At 43.2% G+C, this 17,013-nt stretch carries 15 protein-coding genes; 8 read left to right on the top strand and 7 right to left on the bottom strand.

From position 1 onward, the window contains the following. Nucleotides 1-78: 78 nt before the first annotated feature. Both L1286_RS09125 and L1286_RS09120 read left to right on the top strand, forming a co-directional pair. A complete protein-coding gene (locus tag L1286_RS09125) occupies nt 79-684 on the top strand; it encodes a LysE family translocator (RefSeq protein ID WP_235406596.1) in 606 nt (201 codons plus the stop codon). Between the two features lie 19 nt (nt 685-703). Continuing rightward, nucleotides 704-2,041, top strand: coding sequence for a class I SAM-dependent methyltransferase (locus L1286_RS09120; RefSeq protein ID WP_235406595.1), 1,338 nt, complete (start codon nt 704-706; stop codon nt 2,039-2,041). Here L1286_RS09120 and L1286_RS09115 read toward each other — a convergent pair. Then, complete coding sequence (locus tag L1286_RS09115) at nt 2,038-2,808, bottom strand: putative porin (RefSeq protein WP_235406594.1); 771 nt, start codon at nt 2,806-2,808, stop codon at nt 2,038-2,040. The two genes, L1286_RS09120 and L1286_RS09115, sit on opposite strands and share 4 nt — an antisense overlap. A 163-nt stretch (nt 2,809-2,971) precedes the next feature. Between L1286_RS09115 and L1286_RS09110 the strand changes: the two genes are divergently transcribed. The 3 genes from L1286_RS09110 (at nt 2,972) to L1286_RS09100 (ending at nt 4,608) form a co-directional block, all read left to right on the top strand. After that, nucleotides 2,972-3,355: an STAS/SEC14 domain-containing protein gene (locus tag L1286_RS09110; RefSeq protein ID WP_235406593.1), complete on the top strand. Its 384-nt coding sequence runs from the start codon at nt 2,972-2,974 to the stop codon at nt 3,353-3,355. A 110-nt stretch (nt 3,356-3,465) separates the two neighbouring features. Further along, a complete protein-coding gene (locus L1286_RS09105; RefSeq protein WP_235406592.1) occupies nt 3,466-4,164 on the top strand; it encodes an SDR family oxidoreductase in 699 nt (232 codons plus the stop codon). A gap of 192 nt (nt 4,165-4,356) precedes the next feature. Continuing rightward, the gene (locus tag L1286_RS09100; RefSeq protein ID WP_235406591.1) at nt 4,357-4,608 is read left to right on the top strand and encodes a YdcH family protein; all 252 of its coding nucleotides are present in this window, start codon (nt 4,357-4,359) and stop codon (nt 4,606-4,608) included. Nucleotides 4,609-4,704: 96 nt separating this feature from the next. Here the strand turns inward: L1286_RS09100 and L1286_RS09095 are convergent, their stop codons facing one another. From L1286_RS09095 to L1286_RS09085, 3 genes are all read right to left on the bottom strand, one after another. Beyond that, nucleotides 4,705-5,109, bottom strand: coding sequence for a hypothetical protein (locus tag L1286_RS09095; protein ID WP_235406590.1), 405 nt, complete (start codon nt 5,107-5,109; stop codon nt 4,705-4,707). Nucleotides 5,110-5,203: 94 nt separating this feature from the next. Then, entirely contained in the window at nt 5,204-6,541 is a 1,338-nt protein-coding gene (locus tag L1286_RS09090) for an NAD(P)/FAD-dependent oxidoreductase (protein ID WP_235406589.1), read from the bottom strand. Then, on the bottom strand, nt 6,538-7,098 hold the full coding sequence (locus L1286_RS09085; RefSeq protein WP_235406588.1) for a GNAT family N-acetyltransferase: 561 nt from the start codon (nt 7,096-7,098) through the stop codon (nt 6,538-6,540). The genes L1286_RS09090 and L1286_RS09085 overlap by 4 nt, the downstream gene beginning before the upstream one ends. A 250-nt stretch (nt 7,099-7,348) precedes the next feature. Here L1286_RS09085 and L1286_RS09080 point away from each other — a divergent pair, with 250 nt between their 5' ends. Next, a complete protein-coding gene (locus L1286_RS09080; protein ID WP_442961698.1) occupies nt 7,349-8,818 on the top strand; it encodes a chitinase in 1,470 nt (489 codons plus the stop codon). A gap of 39 nt (nt 8,819-8,857) precedes the next feature. Here the strand turns inward: L1286_RS09080 and L1286_RS09075 are convergent, their stop codons facing one another. After that, nucleotides 8,858-10,213: a hypothetical protein gene (locus tag L1286_RS09075; RefSeq protein WP_235406587.1), complete on the bottom strand. Its 1,356-nt coding sequence runs from the start codon at nt 10,211-10,213 to the stop codon at nt 8,858-8,860. A gap of 146 nt (nt 10,214-10,359) precedes the next feature. After that, nucleotides 10,360-11,742 (bottom strand): FG-GAP repeat domain-containing protein, encoded by a 1,383-nt coding sequence (locus L1286_RS09070; protein WP_235406586.1) that lies wholly within the window; start codon nt 11,740-11,742, stop codon nt 10,360-10,362. Nucleotides 11,743-12,051: 309 nt separating this feature from the next. Here L1286_RS09070 and L1286_RS09065 point away from each other — a divergent pair, with 309 nt between their 5' ends. Both L1286_RS09065 and L1286_RS09060 read left to right on the top strand, forming a co-directional pair. Further along, nucleotides 12,052-13,278 (top strand): RsmB/NOP family class I SAM-dependent RNA methyltransferase, encoded by a 1,227-nt coding sequence (locus L1286_RS09065; RefSeq protein ID WP_235406585.1) that lies wholly within the window; start codon nt 12,052-12,054, stop codon nt 13,276-13,278. 113 nt (nt 13,279-13,391) lie between these two features. After that, entirely contained in the window at nt 13,392-13,643 is a 252-nt protein-coding gene (locus L1286_RS09060; RefSeq protein WP_235406584.1) for a DUF2999 family protein, read from the top strand. 84 nt (nt 13,644-13,727) lie between these two features. On the opposite strand, the gene L1286_RS09055 is transcribed toward L1286_RS09060, so the two are convergent. After that, nucleotides 13,728-16,760 (bottom strand): TonB-dependent receptor plug domain-containing protein, encoded by a 3,033-nt coding sequence (locus L1286_RS09055; protein WP_235406583.1) that lies wholly within the window; start codon nt 16,758-16,760, stop codon nt 13,728-13,730. Nucleotides 16,761-17,013: the final 253 nt, after the last annotated feature.

Below are 17,013 nucleotides of genomic sequence, written 5' to 3'. Positions count from 1 at the left end.
TTGCTCCCCGTCCATATTAGCTAGAGTTAATTACCACACATCAACTTTTAATACGCAAGGATTTGTAGGAGAAGTAGGTTGCTAGAAGCATTGTTGTCTTTGGTGTTTACGACCTTTTTGCTTTTGGGCTCACCAGGGCCTGCGCCATTAGCGCTTGCCGCAGTGGGAGCGAGTAGTGGGGTGCGTGCCGGTTTGTCATTTTTGTTAGGCATCTTATGCGGTTTATTGGTTGCGATTATTGCTTCGGCCACGGGAGTCGGGGCGCTGCTGCTAAGCTTTCCTCAGTTGACTAAGGCATTGCAAATAGGCGCGCTGGTGTATTTGTTTTATGTTGCTTATAAAATAGCGACGAATCATGGTGGGCTTGCAGAGCTCAACAGCCAACCACTAGGGTTTGGAGATGGGTTTATCTTAAATTTATTAAACCCCAAAGCCTATGCGGCCTGTATTGCAATTTTTGCTAATACGAATATTCCGTTAGATTCTCCTTTTCAAGCCAGTTTAGTTGCGGCGGTGACTTTGTTTATGGTTGCGATAGTTGTCGATTCTTTGTGGTTGTATTTAGGTGGGCTATTGCATCGATTTGTAAGAACGAATAAGCAACTTAGGCATTTAAGAGTATTTTTTGCGAGTTTACTGGTTTTACTTTTGGTATTTGTGACTCTATCCTCAGAGCTGATATAAAAAAGACAACAGGGATATTATGTGCGAGTCTAAAGTTCAATTTATAGAAACCGTTAACCGATTATTTAGTGCTGAAAAAGGCGCAGTTGTAACGTCTGATATAAAAAACATGGTTGCGTATCTTGGCAAGGTTACACAGGTTTTTACGAGCACTGATATGAATGAGTCGCACACAGCACACACTGCGTGTGGAGTAGCGATTTCACCCGTACAGGCCGCCAAGTGTTTCGAAGAAACGCTGCGTACACAAATATTTGCGCAGGGCGTTGCTCTGGCCATTGAAGACAACCTCAAATTGCGAGAGGGGCCAATTAAGATTCTATACGCAGGGACTGGCCCTTACGCTACTTTGCTCTTGCCCTTTTTGACGAGCCGAGAAAAATTACCCCTTGAAATTACGTTATTAGATATCCATGAAGAAAATATCGCTGCGGTAGAGGCGCTTATTGCACATTTTGGCCTGGAAGATTACAACATCAACGTGGTATTAGCAGATGCCACACAGTGGTGTCCGGCGTGCCCACAAACACGTTTTGATATTATTATTTCTGAAACCATGACGGCGTTGTTAAAAAGAGAGCCGCAGGTTTATATTTTCAAACACCTCGTTCAGTTTCTAAAGTCGACTGGGGTACTCATCCCTGAAGAGGTTAGTTTAAAAACATGGCTTACCAAACGGGTTGATGAGGAGTACGAAGATTTACTCATTGGTGAATTCTTTTGTTTAGATCAAGCGTGCGCGTTGGCATTGAACAAAGGAGATGAAAGCTGTCTTACGTCTCAATTGATCATTCCGGATGGTGATTGGGCTGAGCATGTTGTTAAACTGACCACTGACATTCGCGTTTACCGTCATTTGTCTTTGCAAGAGGGAGATTGTAGTTTAAATATTGCATTTGTGTTCAGTCCGTATGATGCGGTTTTGATGCCCAGCAAGCCAATTACATTTAGCTATATACAGCCACAGAGCCCCGACTTTGAGGTCGTTTTTCCTAAACCTGATTGGCGCCAAAGCGAGTTTACTTTGCCAGAGTCTGAAGACGTCGGTGAGCTCGGTATCATTCAGATTAAACGCGCATTTCAAAGGGCCTATATAATCAAGCGAGGAGAAAAATTAACGGCGCCCAATGATGAGTGGCAAGCTGAGCTGGCTATCTATGAAGCGTTATCACTGAATCCATTTGAAGTGATGGGTAAAATGTATGAAGTAGAACGTTTCTCAGATTTTGAAGCGTGGTTATTGGCGCAAGTAGGGCGATTAGAAAAAGAACAAGTTGACCTGTTAAATGAGAATTGCCGCAGTCAGCTGAGTAACCAAGCTCCAGCTGTCCAGAGATCCTTACCTGAGCAATGCTAGAATTGCGCTTGCATAGACATCTCCAGAGATTGCTCGTCATCGCTCTGCTCTTGGTATCGTGCTTTGACGAAAAAGCTATGATTCACAAAGTACTTACCTTCGATGAGTAAGTGGGAAGCTTGACTGCCAAGACCCAATGCAAAATGTTGGTTAAAGTAGTAATTCGCTACAAAGTCATTTTGGTTTTTGGTACTGTTATTATGATGCGACAGGTCCAAAGTAAAGTATCTTTGCTCACCAAAGCCCCTAAAGTAACGAACTTCAAAGCGCCAATCATCGAGTGAATCGTCTGTATTAGCCGTTAACCCGATATAAGCGTTTGGGTTTAAATCAATATTGAGCTGACCTTGAAACCAAGTGATGTCCTCGGCATTTTTCAAACGCTGCTGTTGTACTGTTGCTTTGATGCTATCAAAAAAAAGGTACCCAACCCCTGCACTGTAGTCTTCATCTGCATTCCCTAAGTCAACGATTGCGAGCGGAATAAACCAATTACCAATAAACACTTCTCCCTCTGCGCCTGTGTAAACGTCGCTATCATTGGTGTATGTGAGCAGGACGTTGCTGTCAGTATCCAAGTAGCCAAAGTCGTCCCATACGCCGAAATAGGCTTGTGGTGCAAAATAGTAATGGCTGCTGATTTGCCAGCTATGTTCGTCTGCATCCTCATATTTGGTATACACAGCTTGATTGAACCACGTTTTTTCTGTGTTAGCGAAGCACAGAGATGAGTACAGAGTCAATGTTAGTATTATTAGTATTTTCAAAGGTTTTTCCTAATTATTGGGCATAAGGGGGACAATACCACTGAGCAATACTTATGTTAAAGCATAGACTATATGAATAATTGTGCGCGAATTACCATTTTGCGCTATTGTTAAAATGCGTATTTTGTTTACTTAAAATTTACTTAGGTGATTGGTTATTGCAATGAGTGAATTCCACGGTATTTCGGTTGCAACTGAGGTCAGAGAGACTGGGCTGTTGATCAGTTTCAAGGCTGTCGGCAGGTTAACCCATAAAGATTATTTAGTGATTTTGCCTGTGGTAGATCAAGCGCTCGCGAGGCACTCACACGCTTCGGTCGTTGCCCTAATCGATATTACTGAGTTGACTGGATGGGAGCTGGGAGAAGCGCTTCACGATATACGCATTGCCTTTCAGTACAGTGAACAATTCACTAAAACTGCGGTTATTGGCAACAGCCGGTTACAGCATATCTCTTCGATAGTGGGAGGGTGGATATTGGGCGGGCAAACTCGTTACTTTGCTCACCGCAATGTTGCTAAAAATTGGCTAGATGCACTCGGCTAGACAATACGCTGGGTAAGGCACAGCATACTTTCTAATAAACAAGCTTGAATCTGCACTCCCCCTTGATCACAATAGGTCTCCATAAATACGATTATAAATTTGAGTGTATTATGGCGAGTGTGTTGATTACGGGAGCAAACAGAGGGATTGGTCTTGCGTTAGTGAAACTGTATTTAGCAAAAGGGTGGCAGGTGTTGGCCACGGTCAGAAACGAGTCAAGTGCTAATACATTGCGCGAACTAATTGATCAAGCGCATCAAGCAAGTCTTTCAATCTATGAACTGGATGTGGTGAATTATCAGCAAGTGACTGCGCTAGCAAAGTCTTTGGTAGGCGTACCGATTGATGTGGTGATTAATAATGCCGGCTTGTATGGACCTAAGGGGTATGGTTTTGGCCATTGTGATGTTGAAGCATGGAAACAAGTGATGGAAGTCAATGCAATTGCACCAGCCAAATTAGCTGAGGTTTTTTATGCAAACTTACAGCAAGGTAATAAAAAGGTTTTTGCGGCATTGTCATCCCGGGTCGGTAGCCATACAGAAAATACCAAAGGTGGCGGATATATATATCGAAGTTCCAAAGCCGCACTCAACTCAGTGATAAAGAGCTTGTCTAATGACCTTTTATCTGAAGGCATAAAAACGGTTGCCCTGCACCCAGGTTGGGTAAAAACAGATATGGGTGGACCAAATGCGCTGATAACGCCAGAGGCCTCTGCAATGGGACTCAAACATGTTTTAGACAATTTAACGGCCAAAGAAAGTGGCAGCTTTATCAGCTACGATGGCAGCAAAATTCCATGGTAATGATGAGTATTGTCGTGTTGCTTGATATTTAGCACAGCCAGAGTTGATGTTGAGTAAGCTCTGATTTAATACAGATCAAAGATATTGGGTTGTACATAAATTGTGCCGTAATATGTGATTTAGATCAAAAGTCTTTTTAGGCTTGTTGGAATAATGAGGGTAGACCAATAAATACTTCAAAAGGATACTCTCATGAGCATTGAAAAACATGACCTATTACATGAATTCCCAGATCATCATCACACTATTCGACATCTCAAAATGAATGACAATCATTTTGCAAAACTATTTAATAAGTACAATGACTTGGATAGAGAGGTTCGAAGAATAGAAGACGGTGTTGAGAATACAACGGATGAATACTTAGACGCCAAAAAAATGGAGCGTGTGCACTTAAAAGACGAGCTATTTGGTCTGATTAAAAAGACTGAATCCACAATATAAGTGGTTTATATTGGCACTTTAAGCGGGATTAGTGCGACTAATATTGATATAAAAAAGCCCACTGCATTGAAAGTGGGCCCAAATTAAGTGTTTATATTACTGACACTTAATAGTTGCATATAGTTGGTAACACTGGTTCTTGCTGCCAGTGTCTTTATAAACCCAAGACTTACCATACCAGTCATAGTTTGCGTAAGATGACTCATCTTCACCGCACGTGATGGTACTGCCGCTGATTTCTTGGTTGTGACCACGTTCTTCACAAAATTGGTTACCATTTGTAGGGCCAACAAAGAATTTTTGTAGACGGCCATTGACCCAGACACGTGGGCTATAATAAGTCACGGCACTTGACGCGAATACACCCTGATTGGCAGCAATGGTGACTTCTGCTTTTTCAAACGCAACCGAACCATTGTCTACATTTTCAAGGTTGATAGTTTGTGCAGACGCAACGCTCGAAAGGCCAGCAAGTAGCCCTAAAACAATCATCTTTTTCATTTCTTGTCCTTAGTTAATAGTTGTTTCAAGTCCATTTAACGCGTCTAATGTTGAGATAACATGTATCTTTTGTGTATTTTTTGTTCGTCTTGAGTTAGTAAAGCCTGTCTTTTAAAATCGCGAGGTTATAAAAGCCGTACTGACCCAATCTACTGAGTGTGGCAAAGGGAAACTTTGGTGCAGGTGTTTGGTAGATGGGCAATTTGGGAACTGGTTGTCCTGACACCATTTGCGCTAGTCGGTATGCTGCTTGTGCACTAAATGCGACGCCAGAGCCACAATATCCGATGGCATAAGCTAAATTATCTTCACAATATATATGCGGGTGGTCGTCTAGCGCAGCAGCAATATAACCATGCCAATGGTATTCACTGTGGCAATTTTGCAGTGCTGGAAAGCTATGTTTTAGGGCTGCCTCTAAGTGATGCCGATACTTAAGCTTGGCTTGATCTTTCCCAAATACTGCGCCACGCCCCCCAAACAGTAAGCGATTATCTGGCAGTAATCGGTAATAATATTTTAACGTGCGGGTATCCATCATGACTTGATGAGTTTTAAGTCCGGTCGCAATGAGTTCATCTGTGGACAATGGACGTGTCACAAGAATACTGCTTAATATTGGCAGGTAGCGATTGTTTAAGTGGTGATGAATTTGCCTGTTATTATAGGCATTGCCTGCAATGATCACTTTTTTAGCAGTGATGTGTATATCGTTAACCTTAACACGATAGGCTTGACCTTTTTTTACGAGCTGTTGCGCCAAGCTTTGTTCGTACAAGTCGACGCCAACCTGCTGCACTAATGATTTATACGAGCGCACTAGTTTTAGGGGGTTGAGCCCAAAACCATGTGTTGTCCTGACTGCGCCAAAGCTGTTGGGCGTATTGATATAATTAGCCTGTAATTCGTCGTTGTGAATGAATGAGAGGTGGTTGTCGTTTAGGACATTTTGACTGTATTCGAGACCGCTCAGCAATCCCTTAGCAGCATTATGTGAGTGCGCTATTTTTATATAGCCCTGTTCCTGTTTATCACACTCAATGTCATGTTGATCTATTAGTTCAGCGACGCGACTGACAGCAGTTTGGTACTCATGATATATCTGTTGCGCAATCTCTACGCCCCATTTTTTACCCATTTGTAAAGCACTTAGTCGACCAGATGAGGGGAGTGCAAATCCCGCATTACGAGCGCTGGCACCGAACCCTACCTGATTAGCCTCTAAAATACACACTTTTTGATTGAACTCTGTAGCAAGATAGAATGCACTCAGTAATCCTGTGAAACCGCCACCGATCACAATCACATCATACGTGTGGTCTCGCTGAGGAGGCGCCATAGGCTTTTCTAATTGGCAGGTGCTTGCCCAGTAACTCGATGCAAACGCTTCACCTTGGCAATGTGCCTGGTAGAGTGGGTCATAGGTACTCATGATATTACCAACACCATTTCAGCTGCTTGGCAGTGACATTCATTGCCACAGATAGTGCATTCATATCCATCATTGATACAGTTTTCTAGCCACCTATCATCATGCAACTTAATTAAAGTTCCCCCTGCCTTAGTGAAGTATTTTACCGCTCCATTTCCAGGGCTTTGTTTCCACAAGTGCGCGATGCCAGCTTTGGCACCTTGGCGTTTTAATATCTGCACAGATGCATCTAATAGCTGTGGTCCAATTCCTTGACCTTGGGCACTTGGGTGTATCGCAATGCACTTAAAGTACGCCATGTCCTCGCGACTTACAGGCCAACTTTGCGGGGTACACCATTTGTCAATTGGCCATTGACCAGCACAGTATGTCAGCCTGAATCCAATTACTTGGTCTTGCTCATTCAGTGCCACGAATGAAGCGTTCAATCCATTTTTAAGGCCCATCCGATAAATTTTTTTCAGTTTATCTTCATCAAGATAATTTTCACCGTGTACTAAGTTTCCTAACTGAATTACTTGGCAAAAATGTTGTGCTTCTAGTTGTTCTATGCCCATGACGGTAGCTTGTTCTTTTTATTCATAATATTTACTTATTTTGCAGCACAATTTATAGGAATCAAGTTTCCATGTGTTTAAAAATTAGGTAATTCACATTGACAGCGATGTCAATGTGTAATATTTGTTAAATTGATGATTTTTGATGTTCATCAATTTAAAAGCCAGCAGAATTTGTTTTGTTGGTGACAAAATACGATAAAAATTGACTTTCAAATTCAATAATTTCAACAACATGTAAAGGTAAATTATGAATATTTCAAATGCTAAGGTAGGCAAAATCGCCAAATTGGCGTTGTTATGCGCGCCTGTTTTATGTGCTAGCACATTCGCTCAAGCCATGAATGTACAGCCAGACCCAAACAACCCGAACGGATACGTGGTATCTCGTGTTGACTTAAAAGCTGCTGAAGATGCGCTGACTGCTGATCCTATGTATGCGATTTGGTCAAAAGCGCTTGAAACTCGCAGCAATGCAATCGTAGAGGCGATTGTACCAGGTGCAGCGGCTAACCCAGAGAATGTTAAACGCGTCGAGCGTGTATTTGGTCAGGCACAATGGGACTTCCTCACGCAAATGGCTGCGCCAGAGTACACCTACACACGCTTTCTTCGCGCGATAGGTAAGTTTCCTGCCTTTTGCGGTACCTACACCGATGGCCGTAATTCAGATGCGATTTGTAAAAAATCAATCGTGACTGCCTTTGCACATTTTGCTCAAGAGACAGGGGGGCATATTTCGAAAGATAATACCTCAGATAACCCCAATGGATTGGAGGAGTGGCAACAAGCATTAGTTCACGTTCGAGAAATGGGTTGGTCCGAAGGTCAAGGCGGCTACCGAACTGGGTGTGGTCAGAATGACTGGCAAAACCGTCGTTGGCCCTGCGGTGCGGGCCAAGGTTATTTTGGCCGAGGTGCAAAGCAACTTTCATATCACTTCAACTACGGCATGTTCTCAGAAGTAATGTTTGATGGCGACGCAACTGTGCTACTGAACGATCCTGGGCGCGTTGCAGACTCTTGGTTAAATTTAGCTTCTGCGATATGGTTTTTCTTAACGCCACAAGCACCGAAGCCTGCAATGCTGCATGTCATTGATAGAACTTGGGTGCCCTCTCAAGTAGAGCTAAATGCGGGAATTGGTTATGGCTTTGGTACAACCATTAATGTCATTAATGGTGGGATTGAATGTGGTGAGCATAATCGTAATAAAGGACAACCAGTAAACCGTATTCGTTACTGGGAAGGACTGTCTCATTACTACAATATCCCCATTGAATCTGATGAAGAAAATACGTGCTGGCAGCAAACGCCATTTGGTAGCTTGAATTTGGATGGCGCAAGTGGTGTTTTATATACAAACTGGGAAGCGAATTGGGCTCATTATTCAGACAGACCGGGTGGTCACTCATTTGAGTGTAAGCTAGTGGGCTATCAAACTGCCTACTCAGCTTTAGTCCCAGGTGACTATGAAAAGTGTGTCACGAATTTCTATGAGTCACACACTGGGTGGCCGAGTGTGACCGCTGTGGATACTCTCCCGCCTGTTGATGACAAACCGCCAGTTGGTGGCGTTAAAGCATGGGACGCTGCAAAAGTTTACCTTAAAGGTGATAAGGCAAGCCACGAAGGTCGCATTTATGAGGCGAAATGGTGGACGCAAGGAAACACACCAAGTCCCACCAATCAGAATGGCCCTTGGAAATTATTGCCATAGTGAGAAAGCAGGGGAAGCCGTCGGGCTCCCCTTCCTGCTTTACAGGGGTTTAGCCGTGATTGTAAAAATGGCTGCACCATCATAAAGTTGTGACTCGACTCGCTTTTCGAAGCTTTCTTGGACTTCAATCATCACTTCTCTAAGTACATCAAATTCGAGCTCGGTATTGAGTGCAAGCAGCGTAACATCCATAGAGACATTTAATGGTGTGACCTTGTCTTGCGGAATAATATCCCCAAAGTTTAAATCAGGTATTGTATCGTTGCCATCGGTAATGAATTGCCATTGAGCTGTACCCTGTTGTGCGTCTTTCCAGTTTAGCGTCAATGTAACGGCATTGATGCGGTGATCAGCCTCACTGAAGTTAATGACTGCGACATCAGTGCTGCTCTCGTTGGCTAACGATTCTGCTAAAGTTTGATAACCGTGAGTAAGCGCTGCGTCATTGATAATGTGCGGGGCACCGACAACTTGACCTTCCTCATTGACCTTGTTGATGGCATAGGAGTTTGTGCTCACTGAGACGCCAAATGCTGTTGCTTCTTCTAGCCGTGTCGTTGACAGATAACTGATGGTATCGAGATCTTTGAATATCAGAAGCCGGTTGTCATCTTGGTATGAGGTGTGGTTATAGCGTGTTTCGTTGACATGCTCATTGTATACCATCGCATTGCCAAAATATGACGATAGTGTGATGAGCTCTCTTGGTTCAAATGTGTGATCGCCAAAATCTAGTACAGTGCCTTGAGCCATAAATTGCGCATCAGACAAAGTAATGGTACTTGGTGTCGATGTATCAAGTATCGCCCCTTTTCGTGTCTCTTCGAATCGCGTATACAATAACTGTTGTTGCTCATCAGTACACAATGACACGGAATCAGGTGCTGTATTTAGGACGATTGGGTCAACACTTGCGCCATAAAGGTGAGCGTCGGGCACTTGTGCTCGGAGTGTTTCTAAATCGTAATCGATGGTATTACAGCCACACGTATCGTAATTTTTAAACACAATTGCATCTGCCTCAAAGCCATGCTGAATGTTGAGCACGGTTTGCACTTGGAGAAACTTTTCCCCTGTGCCTGTTTCTGAACTGTATACAAAAGAGACATGTTGTGCATTCGTTGGAATGTCGGATTCCAGCGTGCCATCCACTTGCGTCATTTGGCTGGAAATGAATGTGCCATTATCTTGATGAAAAACCACATTCGCCATCACTGGTAAATTTCCACATTTGTTCTGCTCCATCGCTTTTATCGACAGATGCGAAAATACAATAGGGGCTGGATCTGGCCTCTCCTCAGTGATTGGCGCGCTATTGCCACTACTTCCACCACAGCCAGTCAGATGTAATGCGGTCAATGTGGCTAAAAATAGCCCGTTGTATTTTGGTTTCATTGTATAGTTCCTTTATCAGTTAATATTTCCTGAAGACGGCACTATACAGCGGGTTGTACATATTTTGAACTTAAATCAATGGATTATGAAAAATAGCATACAAAAAATCAATGGACTAAATACTATTTAGTCCTTTCAACAGCAGCTTAGTTGAGTAAGGTTTCTAGTCGTGCTTGGCCTTTGTCATCGGCGTATTTAAAGATAAAGTCTTCCTTACCATTGCCATCAACGTCCACCAGCACAATATCATTGGCATTTTCTGGTAGCTGTCGACTTATTTTTTTGCGCGTTTTGTTGAGTAGATTCTCACTCGTGCCGTAATAAATGTTAAGTGTTTTATCCCCTGATTTAAAAACGATATCCTGTTTGTTGTCGCCATTTAAGTCACCGGTGTAAAATGGAATACCGCGCATTGAACGCTTCATATCAATCTCTAATTCGACTTCTTTCTCAGTATTAGGCTGTTTAGCAAATAAAGTATGAGGGTTTTGCTTAAAAAAGTGCATTTGTACATCAACATCCGCTTTTCCGCCCCCTAGTGCCATTGCGGCAATCGTGGTCAGTCCTATATCCACACTAAGCGTTTGTAAATCGAGTAAACCATCGCCATCAAAGTCATGCTCGATGCGAATGCCACCAGCGCCGATCGTATGCGGTAGCTTAATGGCACCAGAGTTAAACCCTTTTGGTTGCCCTAAATATAGGTCATAGTTTATCTTCGCTTCTAACCCAGAGATCCCCTCAGTGATAGGACGGGTTCTCGTGATCAGGTCTAAATGACCGTCCTTGTTGATATCGAGCAATTCATGGGTTGTTCGTATCGCGTTGTTTGTGGTTTTACCAAAAGAGGTGGGTAAATAAATATGCGTGACTTGGGAATTAAACCCGGTTTTGTTTGCGTATAACACGGAGACATTTTCGCGGGTGCGAAATACCAAGTCAGCGTGGCCATCCTTATCAAAATCATGGACAGTTGGTAATGAATAAAAGTGAGTACTTACCTCCATGCTGTCTGAGTAATTACTAGATCTAAGGGGAAGAGCGTACTTGAACTGGTGCTTTGTAAACTGCCCGTCTTGCTGTTGCACATACAGTTCGCTGTGTGTAAAACCGGGTAAATAAATATCACTGAGACCATCATTATTTACGTCTAGTACAAAGTCAATTTTCTTAAAATCATCTACTTGTAATCGAGTCAGGAGGCTATCTGACTCAACTACACGCGTCGTGTTGTTGTGTGTTGCAAGGTAAACCCCTTTGTCGTCAATGATAAAAGCTTGTACATCTTGATGGTTAACAACATGGCCAAAATGAAACCCTTTTGACTGTTCTGAAGCTTGGATCAGCGAAGATTGTCCATTGCTTAAATCAATGCGCTCTAATTGCTTGGTATCTTTATTCAGTGCAAACACAATGGGAGAATCGGTAAGCTGTAACGGGCTTTTGGTTTTCAACTTTAGCGACATAGGCGAAGCTTGTAGTTGTGCAGCGATAATAAGGCTGAGTGAAAATAGCAATTTTGATTTCATGGGTCTGCTCCTCAAAATCCTGTTGATTTGAAATTAATATAAGCCTCACGTTTCGCTATTTCGTCATTTATTTGGGCGCGAAGCCTGTAAAGCGAGCTGCCTAGAGTGACCTAATGACTTACCCCAGCGCGAAGCTTACTTAACTTATCTTTGTATTATTTCAACCATGCTATGGGAGGAAGAGAATATGCTCAATGTGGAGGATGTAAGTTTTTGTGATTTAATCTAGTCAAAAGTGTGGCATTAAGTGGAGTCAGATATTGAAAAGCGCTACAATTCTCGCCTTAAATTTGTAAAGAGAGAACCGCTGTGACAGTGACCCGTCAATTGTTAGATTGCTTGCATAATGCATTCTTACAGGCCGCTACTTTAGAGCATTATGCAGATAAAGTAATTCAACAACATCTGGCTGCAAACGGCAGTTGGACATTGGAACAAAGAGCATATTTTGTTACAACTCTCTACAATATGATCCGCTTTAGCAGAATGCTCATGTGGGTAACTGGTCACCAAGAAGATGTAGATACACTCCAAGATTGCACGCGAGACGATGTTTGGGCGTTGTGGGGAGCCTATACATGCTTACAGAAAGGGCAAGTACCGGATTATCCAGAATTAGAATCGCTCAATACAACAGATTTAAAAGCGGCGCTGGATGATGCCCCAACGGATATTCAATTGAGCATGCCTCTGTGGTTACATGCCCGTGCGCAGCGAGAGCTGAGTGAAAATTGGCCTGTGGTAGCGCAGGCACTTAATCAATGTGCTGATAACTTTATTCGTGTGAATGGGCTAAAAGCCGACAGAGAAGCTGTCGCCAAAACACTGTCCAAGCAAAATATTACAACGTCGCCAGTTGATGCACTATCGGATGCGCTTGAAGTAAAGCAAATGGGCTATTTATTTCGTACCGATGCTTTTCAAGATGGGTTATTTGAGATGCAAGATGCTGGCTCCCAACAGATTGTGCCATTATTGGAATTGGCGCCAGGTATGAAAGTAGTGGATGCGTGCGCTGGGGCGGGTGGCAAGAGCCTGCATATTGCAGCACAGCTCAAAAATAAAGGCAGGGTATTGTCTTTGGATATCCACCAACACAAATTGGACACCTTGAAAAAACGTGCCAAAAGGGCGGGGGCTCATGTTATTGAAACCCGCGTAATACAAAGTAGTAAGACCATAAAACGTCAAAAAGAGAAGTTTGACAGGGTGTTGCTGGATGTTCCTTGCTCTGGTACTGGGGTGTTACGTCGCAATCCAGATGCAAAGTGGCATTTGGATGAGCAAAGTGTATGTGACTTGATCTCATTGCAACAAGATATTTTGCAGCGCTATAGTCAAATGTGCCGCGTAGGCGGCAAGCTAGTCTATGCAACTTGCTCAATCTTTCCCTCGGAAAATGAGCAGCAAGTAAAACAATTTTTGGTAAATAATCCGAACTGGTCACTGGAGCAAGAGTTGAACTTATTACCAGGTATTAGTTCTAATTTTGATGGATTTTATGGCGCTCGACTGGTAAAAAACAGCGCAGAATAAAAGCCAAGGCCTTGAAGTTATTGTATCAAGGCCCAATAACTAACACATTGTAATTTGATGATAGAACACAGTGCGTAGCATTGGTTTTTGAATATGAGTTGAAAGGTTTAAACATGAATCCAATTATTGCTTTGCTAAAAGAACACAACATTTCAGATGAACAGATAAAAGACGTTTTTAAAGCATTAACAGAGAATCCATTAATGGCGATGGCAACGGTTCAGCAGTTGGCAATTCCCCCTGAAAAGTTACAGCAATTAATGGGGTTAGTGATGCAAAACCCAAACCTTATCAAAGAAGCGGTGAATGAGCTTGGGTTAGATTACGCCAAGGTGGAAGAAGCCAAAGCGCAGCTGAACAAATAACTTCACCACCTTTGTACATACAATGTACCTAATAATAAAGCCAGCTTATTGCTGGCTTTATTATTATTGGTCATCGTTCATCGATTAAAAAGTGTATTGTGCCCCCAAAAATGCAAAGCGACCTAAACCACCGCCATAGGCGCTGTTAAAGTTACCTCGGCCACCAATTATAAATGGCCCTTGCTCGTTGAATAGGTTTCTTATACCGCCATATAAACGCAGTGAGCTATCGTCATTCATTGGCAGGGTATAAGACAAGCTTAAGTCGTGTGTAGTGACCGAAGGGAGATCATTGCCCCACAACGCTTCCGGCTCTGCGATGCATGTCGCTTCTTGCTCAGCACAGCGCGTTTGGTTTTTATCCATTGCGCTCAGCCAATTTTCGTAATCTTCCTTATCACGCTTGATCGAGCCTTTATACTTGGTGCTCCAACGGACACGCCAATCGTTCTTACGCCAAGTAAGTGAGGCAGACCCTTTGTCTTCGAAAATGTCCCTGTCCAAGAACCCCTCTTCGAAATCTTCAAACTGTCCATCTGGTCCGGTTGATTTAACGGAGTATTCTATGACATGACCCCAGTCGAGTTTAAAGGTTAAATCACCATAATCACCCATGCTGTAATCGTACTGCATTGCGATATCATAGCCTTTTGTTCGGACTTCATCGGTGTTAATTAGGCGTTGTTTAACCTCAACAATTTGTCCCTCTTCGTCACGGCGTATGTCATTACAAAACTCATTACTCGCGCCATATGCAATGGCTGAGTTATAGCAGAAGGTAATAATATCATCATTGGAAAGGGCGGTGATGGCATCTTCAATTTGAATATCATAGTAGTCAATCGCGATCCTTAACCCAGGTATAAATGCGGGTGCGAGCGATACACCGACGGTGTATGTATCCGCTGTTTCCTCATGTAATTCGTTATTGCCAGCATTGGGTGAATAGCTATTGTTTTCATCCTCGAACACACCTTCGGTAGCGATAGCGGCTTGAATTCCCGCTTCTTGTCGACAGTTATCATGGCCTGGATTGGTGGATGTCGCCGTCACGCCGTCACAGAAATCACGGAAGGTATTGTAGTCACCGCGTGGCGGTGACATGAGCTCTGTAATAGTGGGCGCGCGCATTGCTCTCGCCCAGTTTGCTCTTATTGAATAGCCTTCAACTGGTTCATAGATAAACCCAGCTTTGTAGCTTTGAATTAACCCCGTTGTTGACCAACTATAATCGGCGAGACGGGCTGAGAATTCGGCGCTTAAGTGCTTTGCAAAAGGAGCATTGTTTAAAAGTGGTACCGATACCTCAGCAAAAGCTTCATAGACACTTACGTCGCCAGAGAAGTGAGGGACATAGTTAAATGTAATACCGCCTTGAGGCACATTGGTTGCAACACTTTGCTCATCTTTTCTATACTCAAATCCAAATGCAGACGCAATGGGACCAGCAGGCAGCGTATATAGGTCGCCTGTGAGTACGGCTGCAAAGGTTGTTTGCTTGATATCTGTGTAGATTTCAGCATTGACTCGAAGATAATCAGCCGCCTCTGGTGTAATTGACCCTTCGCCAAATAAGTTCAGCGGAACGCACCCAGCAGCACGGGCAGCTTCATTTTTACAGCGAATGGTGCCATCTGCAAGGCGTTCTGCATCAAGCGCGTATTTTGCGTGTGCGACGACAATTTCATTGGCACGTGTTTGTGTTTGTTTAAACTTGCCATACCCAAGCGATACATCCCATTCCCAGTCATCCCAAGCATAGCCTCTGACGCCTGCCCAGCTGCGAATTGTGGTACGGTCATTGTCGTTTATCACGTTGCCAACTTCTTGAAATAACCTATCCCATTTGACACCACGCTCACTCGCCTGTGCGCGAATTTCCTCTGGCATATAGGGGTTATCATAGGGGATGCGGCCCATACAATCTGAACCAAATTCATCATTTTGTGGGCTATATGTAACGATTGGGTCACACTCGTCTTCACTTTCTGGCGACTTGAAGTTATGTGAATCATTTTGGCTCAAATGCAATTGAAAATATGCTTGTGTACCAGAGTCAAATTCAAACTCTGTTTTTAATGCTGCACTAAGTTGCTTATCGGGTACCTTGAGCATGGTGAATTGATTAAAGTGGATACCATGTTGTTCTTCTTGCCAGTCGCTTCTCAGTGTGGTCCCGTCGTACCAAAAACCTGCATCGGGTCTAAAACTACTCGATTCATCAAACACCCCGCCAGGTATTGAATCACTCAAAGATCGCCAATCCGACTGATCGATGTCTCGCATGCATTGGAATGCGGTTTTGTTTTGTTCATCATAAATGGCTGTAAGCATGGTATTACACATGCGTTTTTCATCATAATCCCAATAGTCTTGTTGCTGTGCGCGGTCACGGTCCCAATATTCCATGCCGAACTGCTCATCGTAAGAAGCACTCATAAAGAGATAGCCTCTTCCGTTCGCATAACTGGTGCCATAGTCAGCGTCAAAAGTTAACTCTCGACCCCCACCATCAGTGCTTTCACCCGTTCGAACATTAAATGATGCACCTTCTTTATCTTGTTGCGTGATGATGTTAACGACACCTGAGATTGCATCTGAGCCATACGCTGCAGATGCACCACCGGTAATGATTTCTACCCGCTCAACCATCCCTTTGGGAATTGTTGAGAGACTCACGTAGTTACCTGAGTAGCTATTTGAGACGACACGGCGTCCATCGACTAAAGTGAGCGTACGGTTAGTACCTAATTCACGTAGATCTATCGTTGATAGACCCGTATTTTGTACGCTACTTTGTGAGTTTGTATTACTTTGGCCTTCGCCAATTTGTGGCATTTGGTCAACTAGAATTTCAGACAAAGAGCCAAGACCTGCATCACTTAATGCATCTTTAGATAGCGTTGCAATGGGCGTTGCAACGGAAAAACTGTCTCGCTTTATTCGTGAGCCTGTGACAACGATACGTTCCGTCTTTTCCGGCTCTTGTGTGGTTGCAACAGAATCCTTTGAATCTTCAATTTGAGTGCGGCTTATATCTTCGTTGGCAAATCCTGGGCTGCTCAGAGTGGCGGCTATGGATATGGCAAGCAAACTGCGCTTCTTGCTTGATAACACTAAACTTTCCTTAATTCGTTTTATTGTTTTTGAAAACAATCAAATTTTGGGAGAGACGATATAAATGTTGTTTTGTCTCTATTATCTCCCTTTTGATTAACGCAATGATATTATCTTGTGTATCCAATGTAAATTAAATCATCTTTGTTGGTTTTGTATTTCTAAGAGGTATGATCAGTTGGTGTTGAAAGGAGTTGATTGTCACTGTGTTAAGGCTGAATAGGGAAAGTTATGTCGTGCGAAGTGTAAAGCT

It is taken from the genome of Pseudoalteromonas sp. SMS1 (genome assembly GCF_021530565.1).
GTDB lineage: Bacteria > Pseudomonadota > Gammaproteobacteria > Enterobacterales > Alteromonadaceae > Pseudoalteromonas.
The sequence above is the reverse complement of the archived record's forward strand: the minus strand, read 5'-3'. Positions and strand labels throughout refer to the sequence as shown.

What these genes read in the sequence shown, in the direction of transcription:
- L1286_RS09105 (WP_235406592.1), top strand. Translation starts at nt 3,466, where the DNA reads ATGGCGAGTGTGTTGATTACGGGAGCAAACAGAGGGATTGGTCTTGCG.
- L1286_RS09120 (WP_235406595.1), top strand. Translation starts at nt 704, where the DNA reads ATGTGCGAGTCTAAAGTTCAATTTATAGAAACCGTTAACCGATTATTT.
- L1286_RS09095 (WP_235406590.1), bottom strand. Translation starts at nt 5,109, where the DNA reads ATGAAAAAGATGATTGTTTTAGGGCTACTTGCTGGCCTTTCGAGCGTT.
- L1286_RS09100 (WP_235406591.1), top strand. Translation starts at nt 4,357, where the DNA reads ATGAGCATTGAAAAACATGACCTATTACATGAATTCCCAGATCATCAT.
- L1286_RS09080 (WP_442961698.1), top strand. Translation starts at nt 7,349, where the DNA reads ATGAATATTTCAAATGCTAAGGTAGGCAAAATCGCCAAATTGGCGTTG.
- L1286_RS09075 (WP_235406587.1), bottom strand. Translation starts at nt 10,213, where the DNA reads ATGAAACCAAAATACAACGGGCTATTTTTAGCCACATTGACCGCATTA.
- L1286_RS09110 (WP_235406593.1), top strand. Translation starts at nt 2,972, where the DNA reads ATGAGTGAATTCCACGGTATTTCGGTTGCAACTGAGGTCAGAGAGACT.
- L1286_RS09060 (WP_235406584.1), top strand. Translation starts at nt 13,392, where the DNA reads ATGAATCCAATTATTGCTTTGCTAAAAGAACACAACATTTCAGATGAA.
- L1286_RS09090 (WP_235406589.1), bottom strand. Translation starts at nt 6,541, where the DNA reads ATGAGTACCTATGACCCACTCTACCAGGCACATTGCCAAGGTGAAGCG.
- L1286_RS09085 (WP_235406588.1), bottom strand. Translation starts at nt 7,098, where the DNA reads ATGGGCATAGAACAACTAGAAGCACAACATTTTTGCCAAGTAATTCAG.
- L1286_RS09070 (WP_235406586.1), bottom strand. Translation starts at nt 11,742, where the DNA reads ATGAAATCAAAATTGCTATTTTCACTCAGCCTTATTATCGCTGCACAA.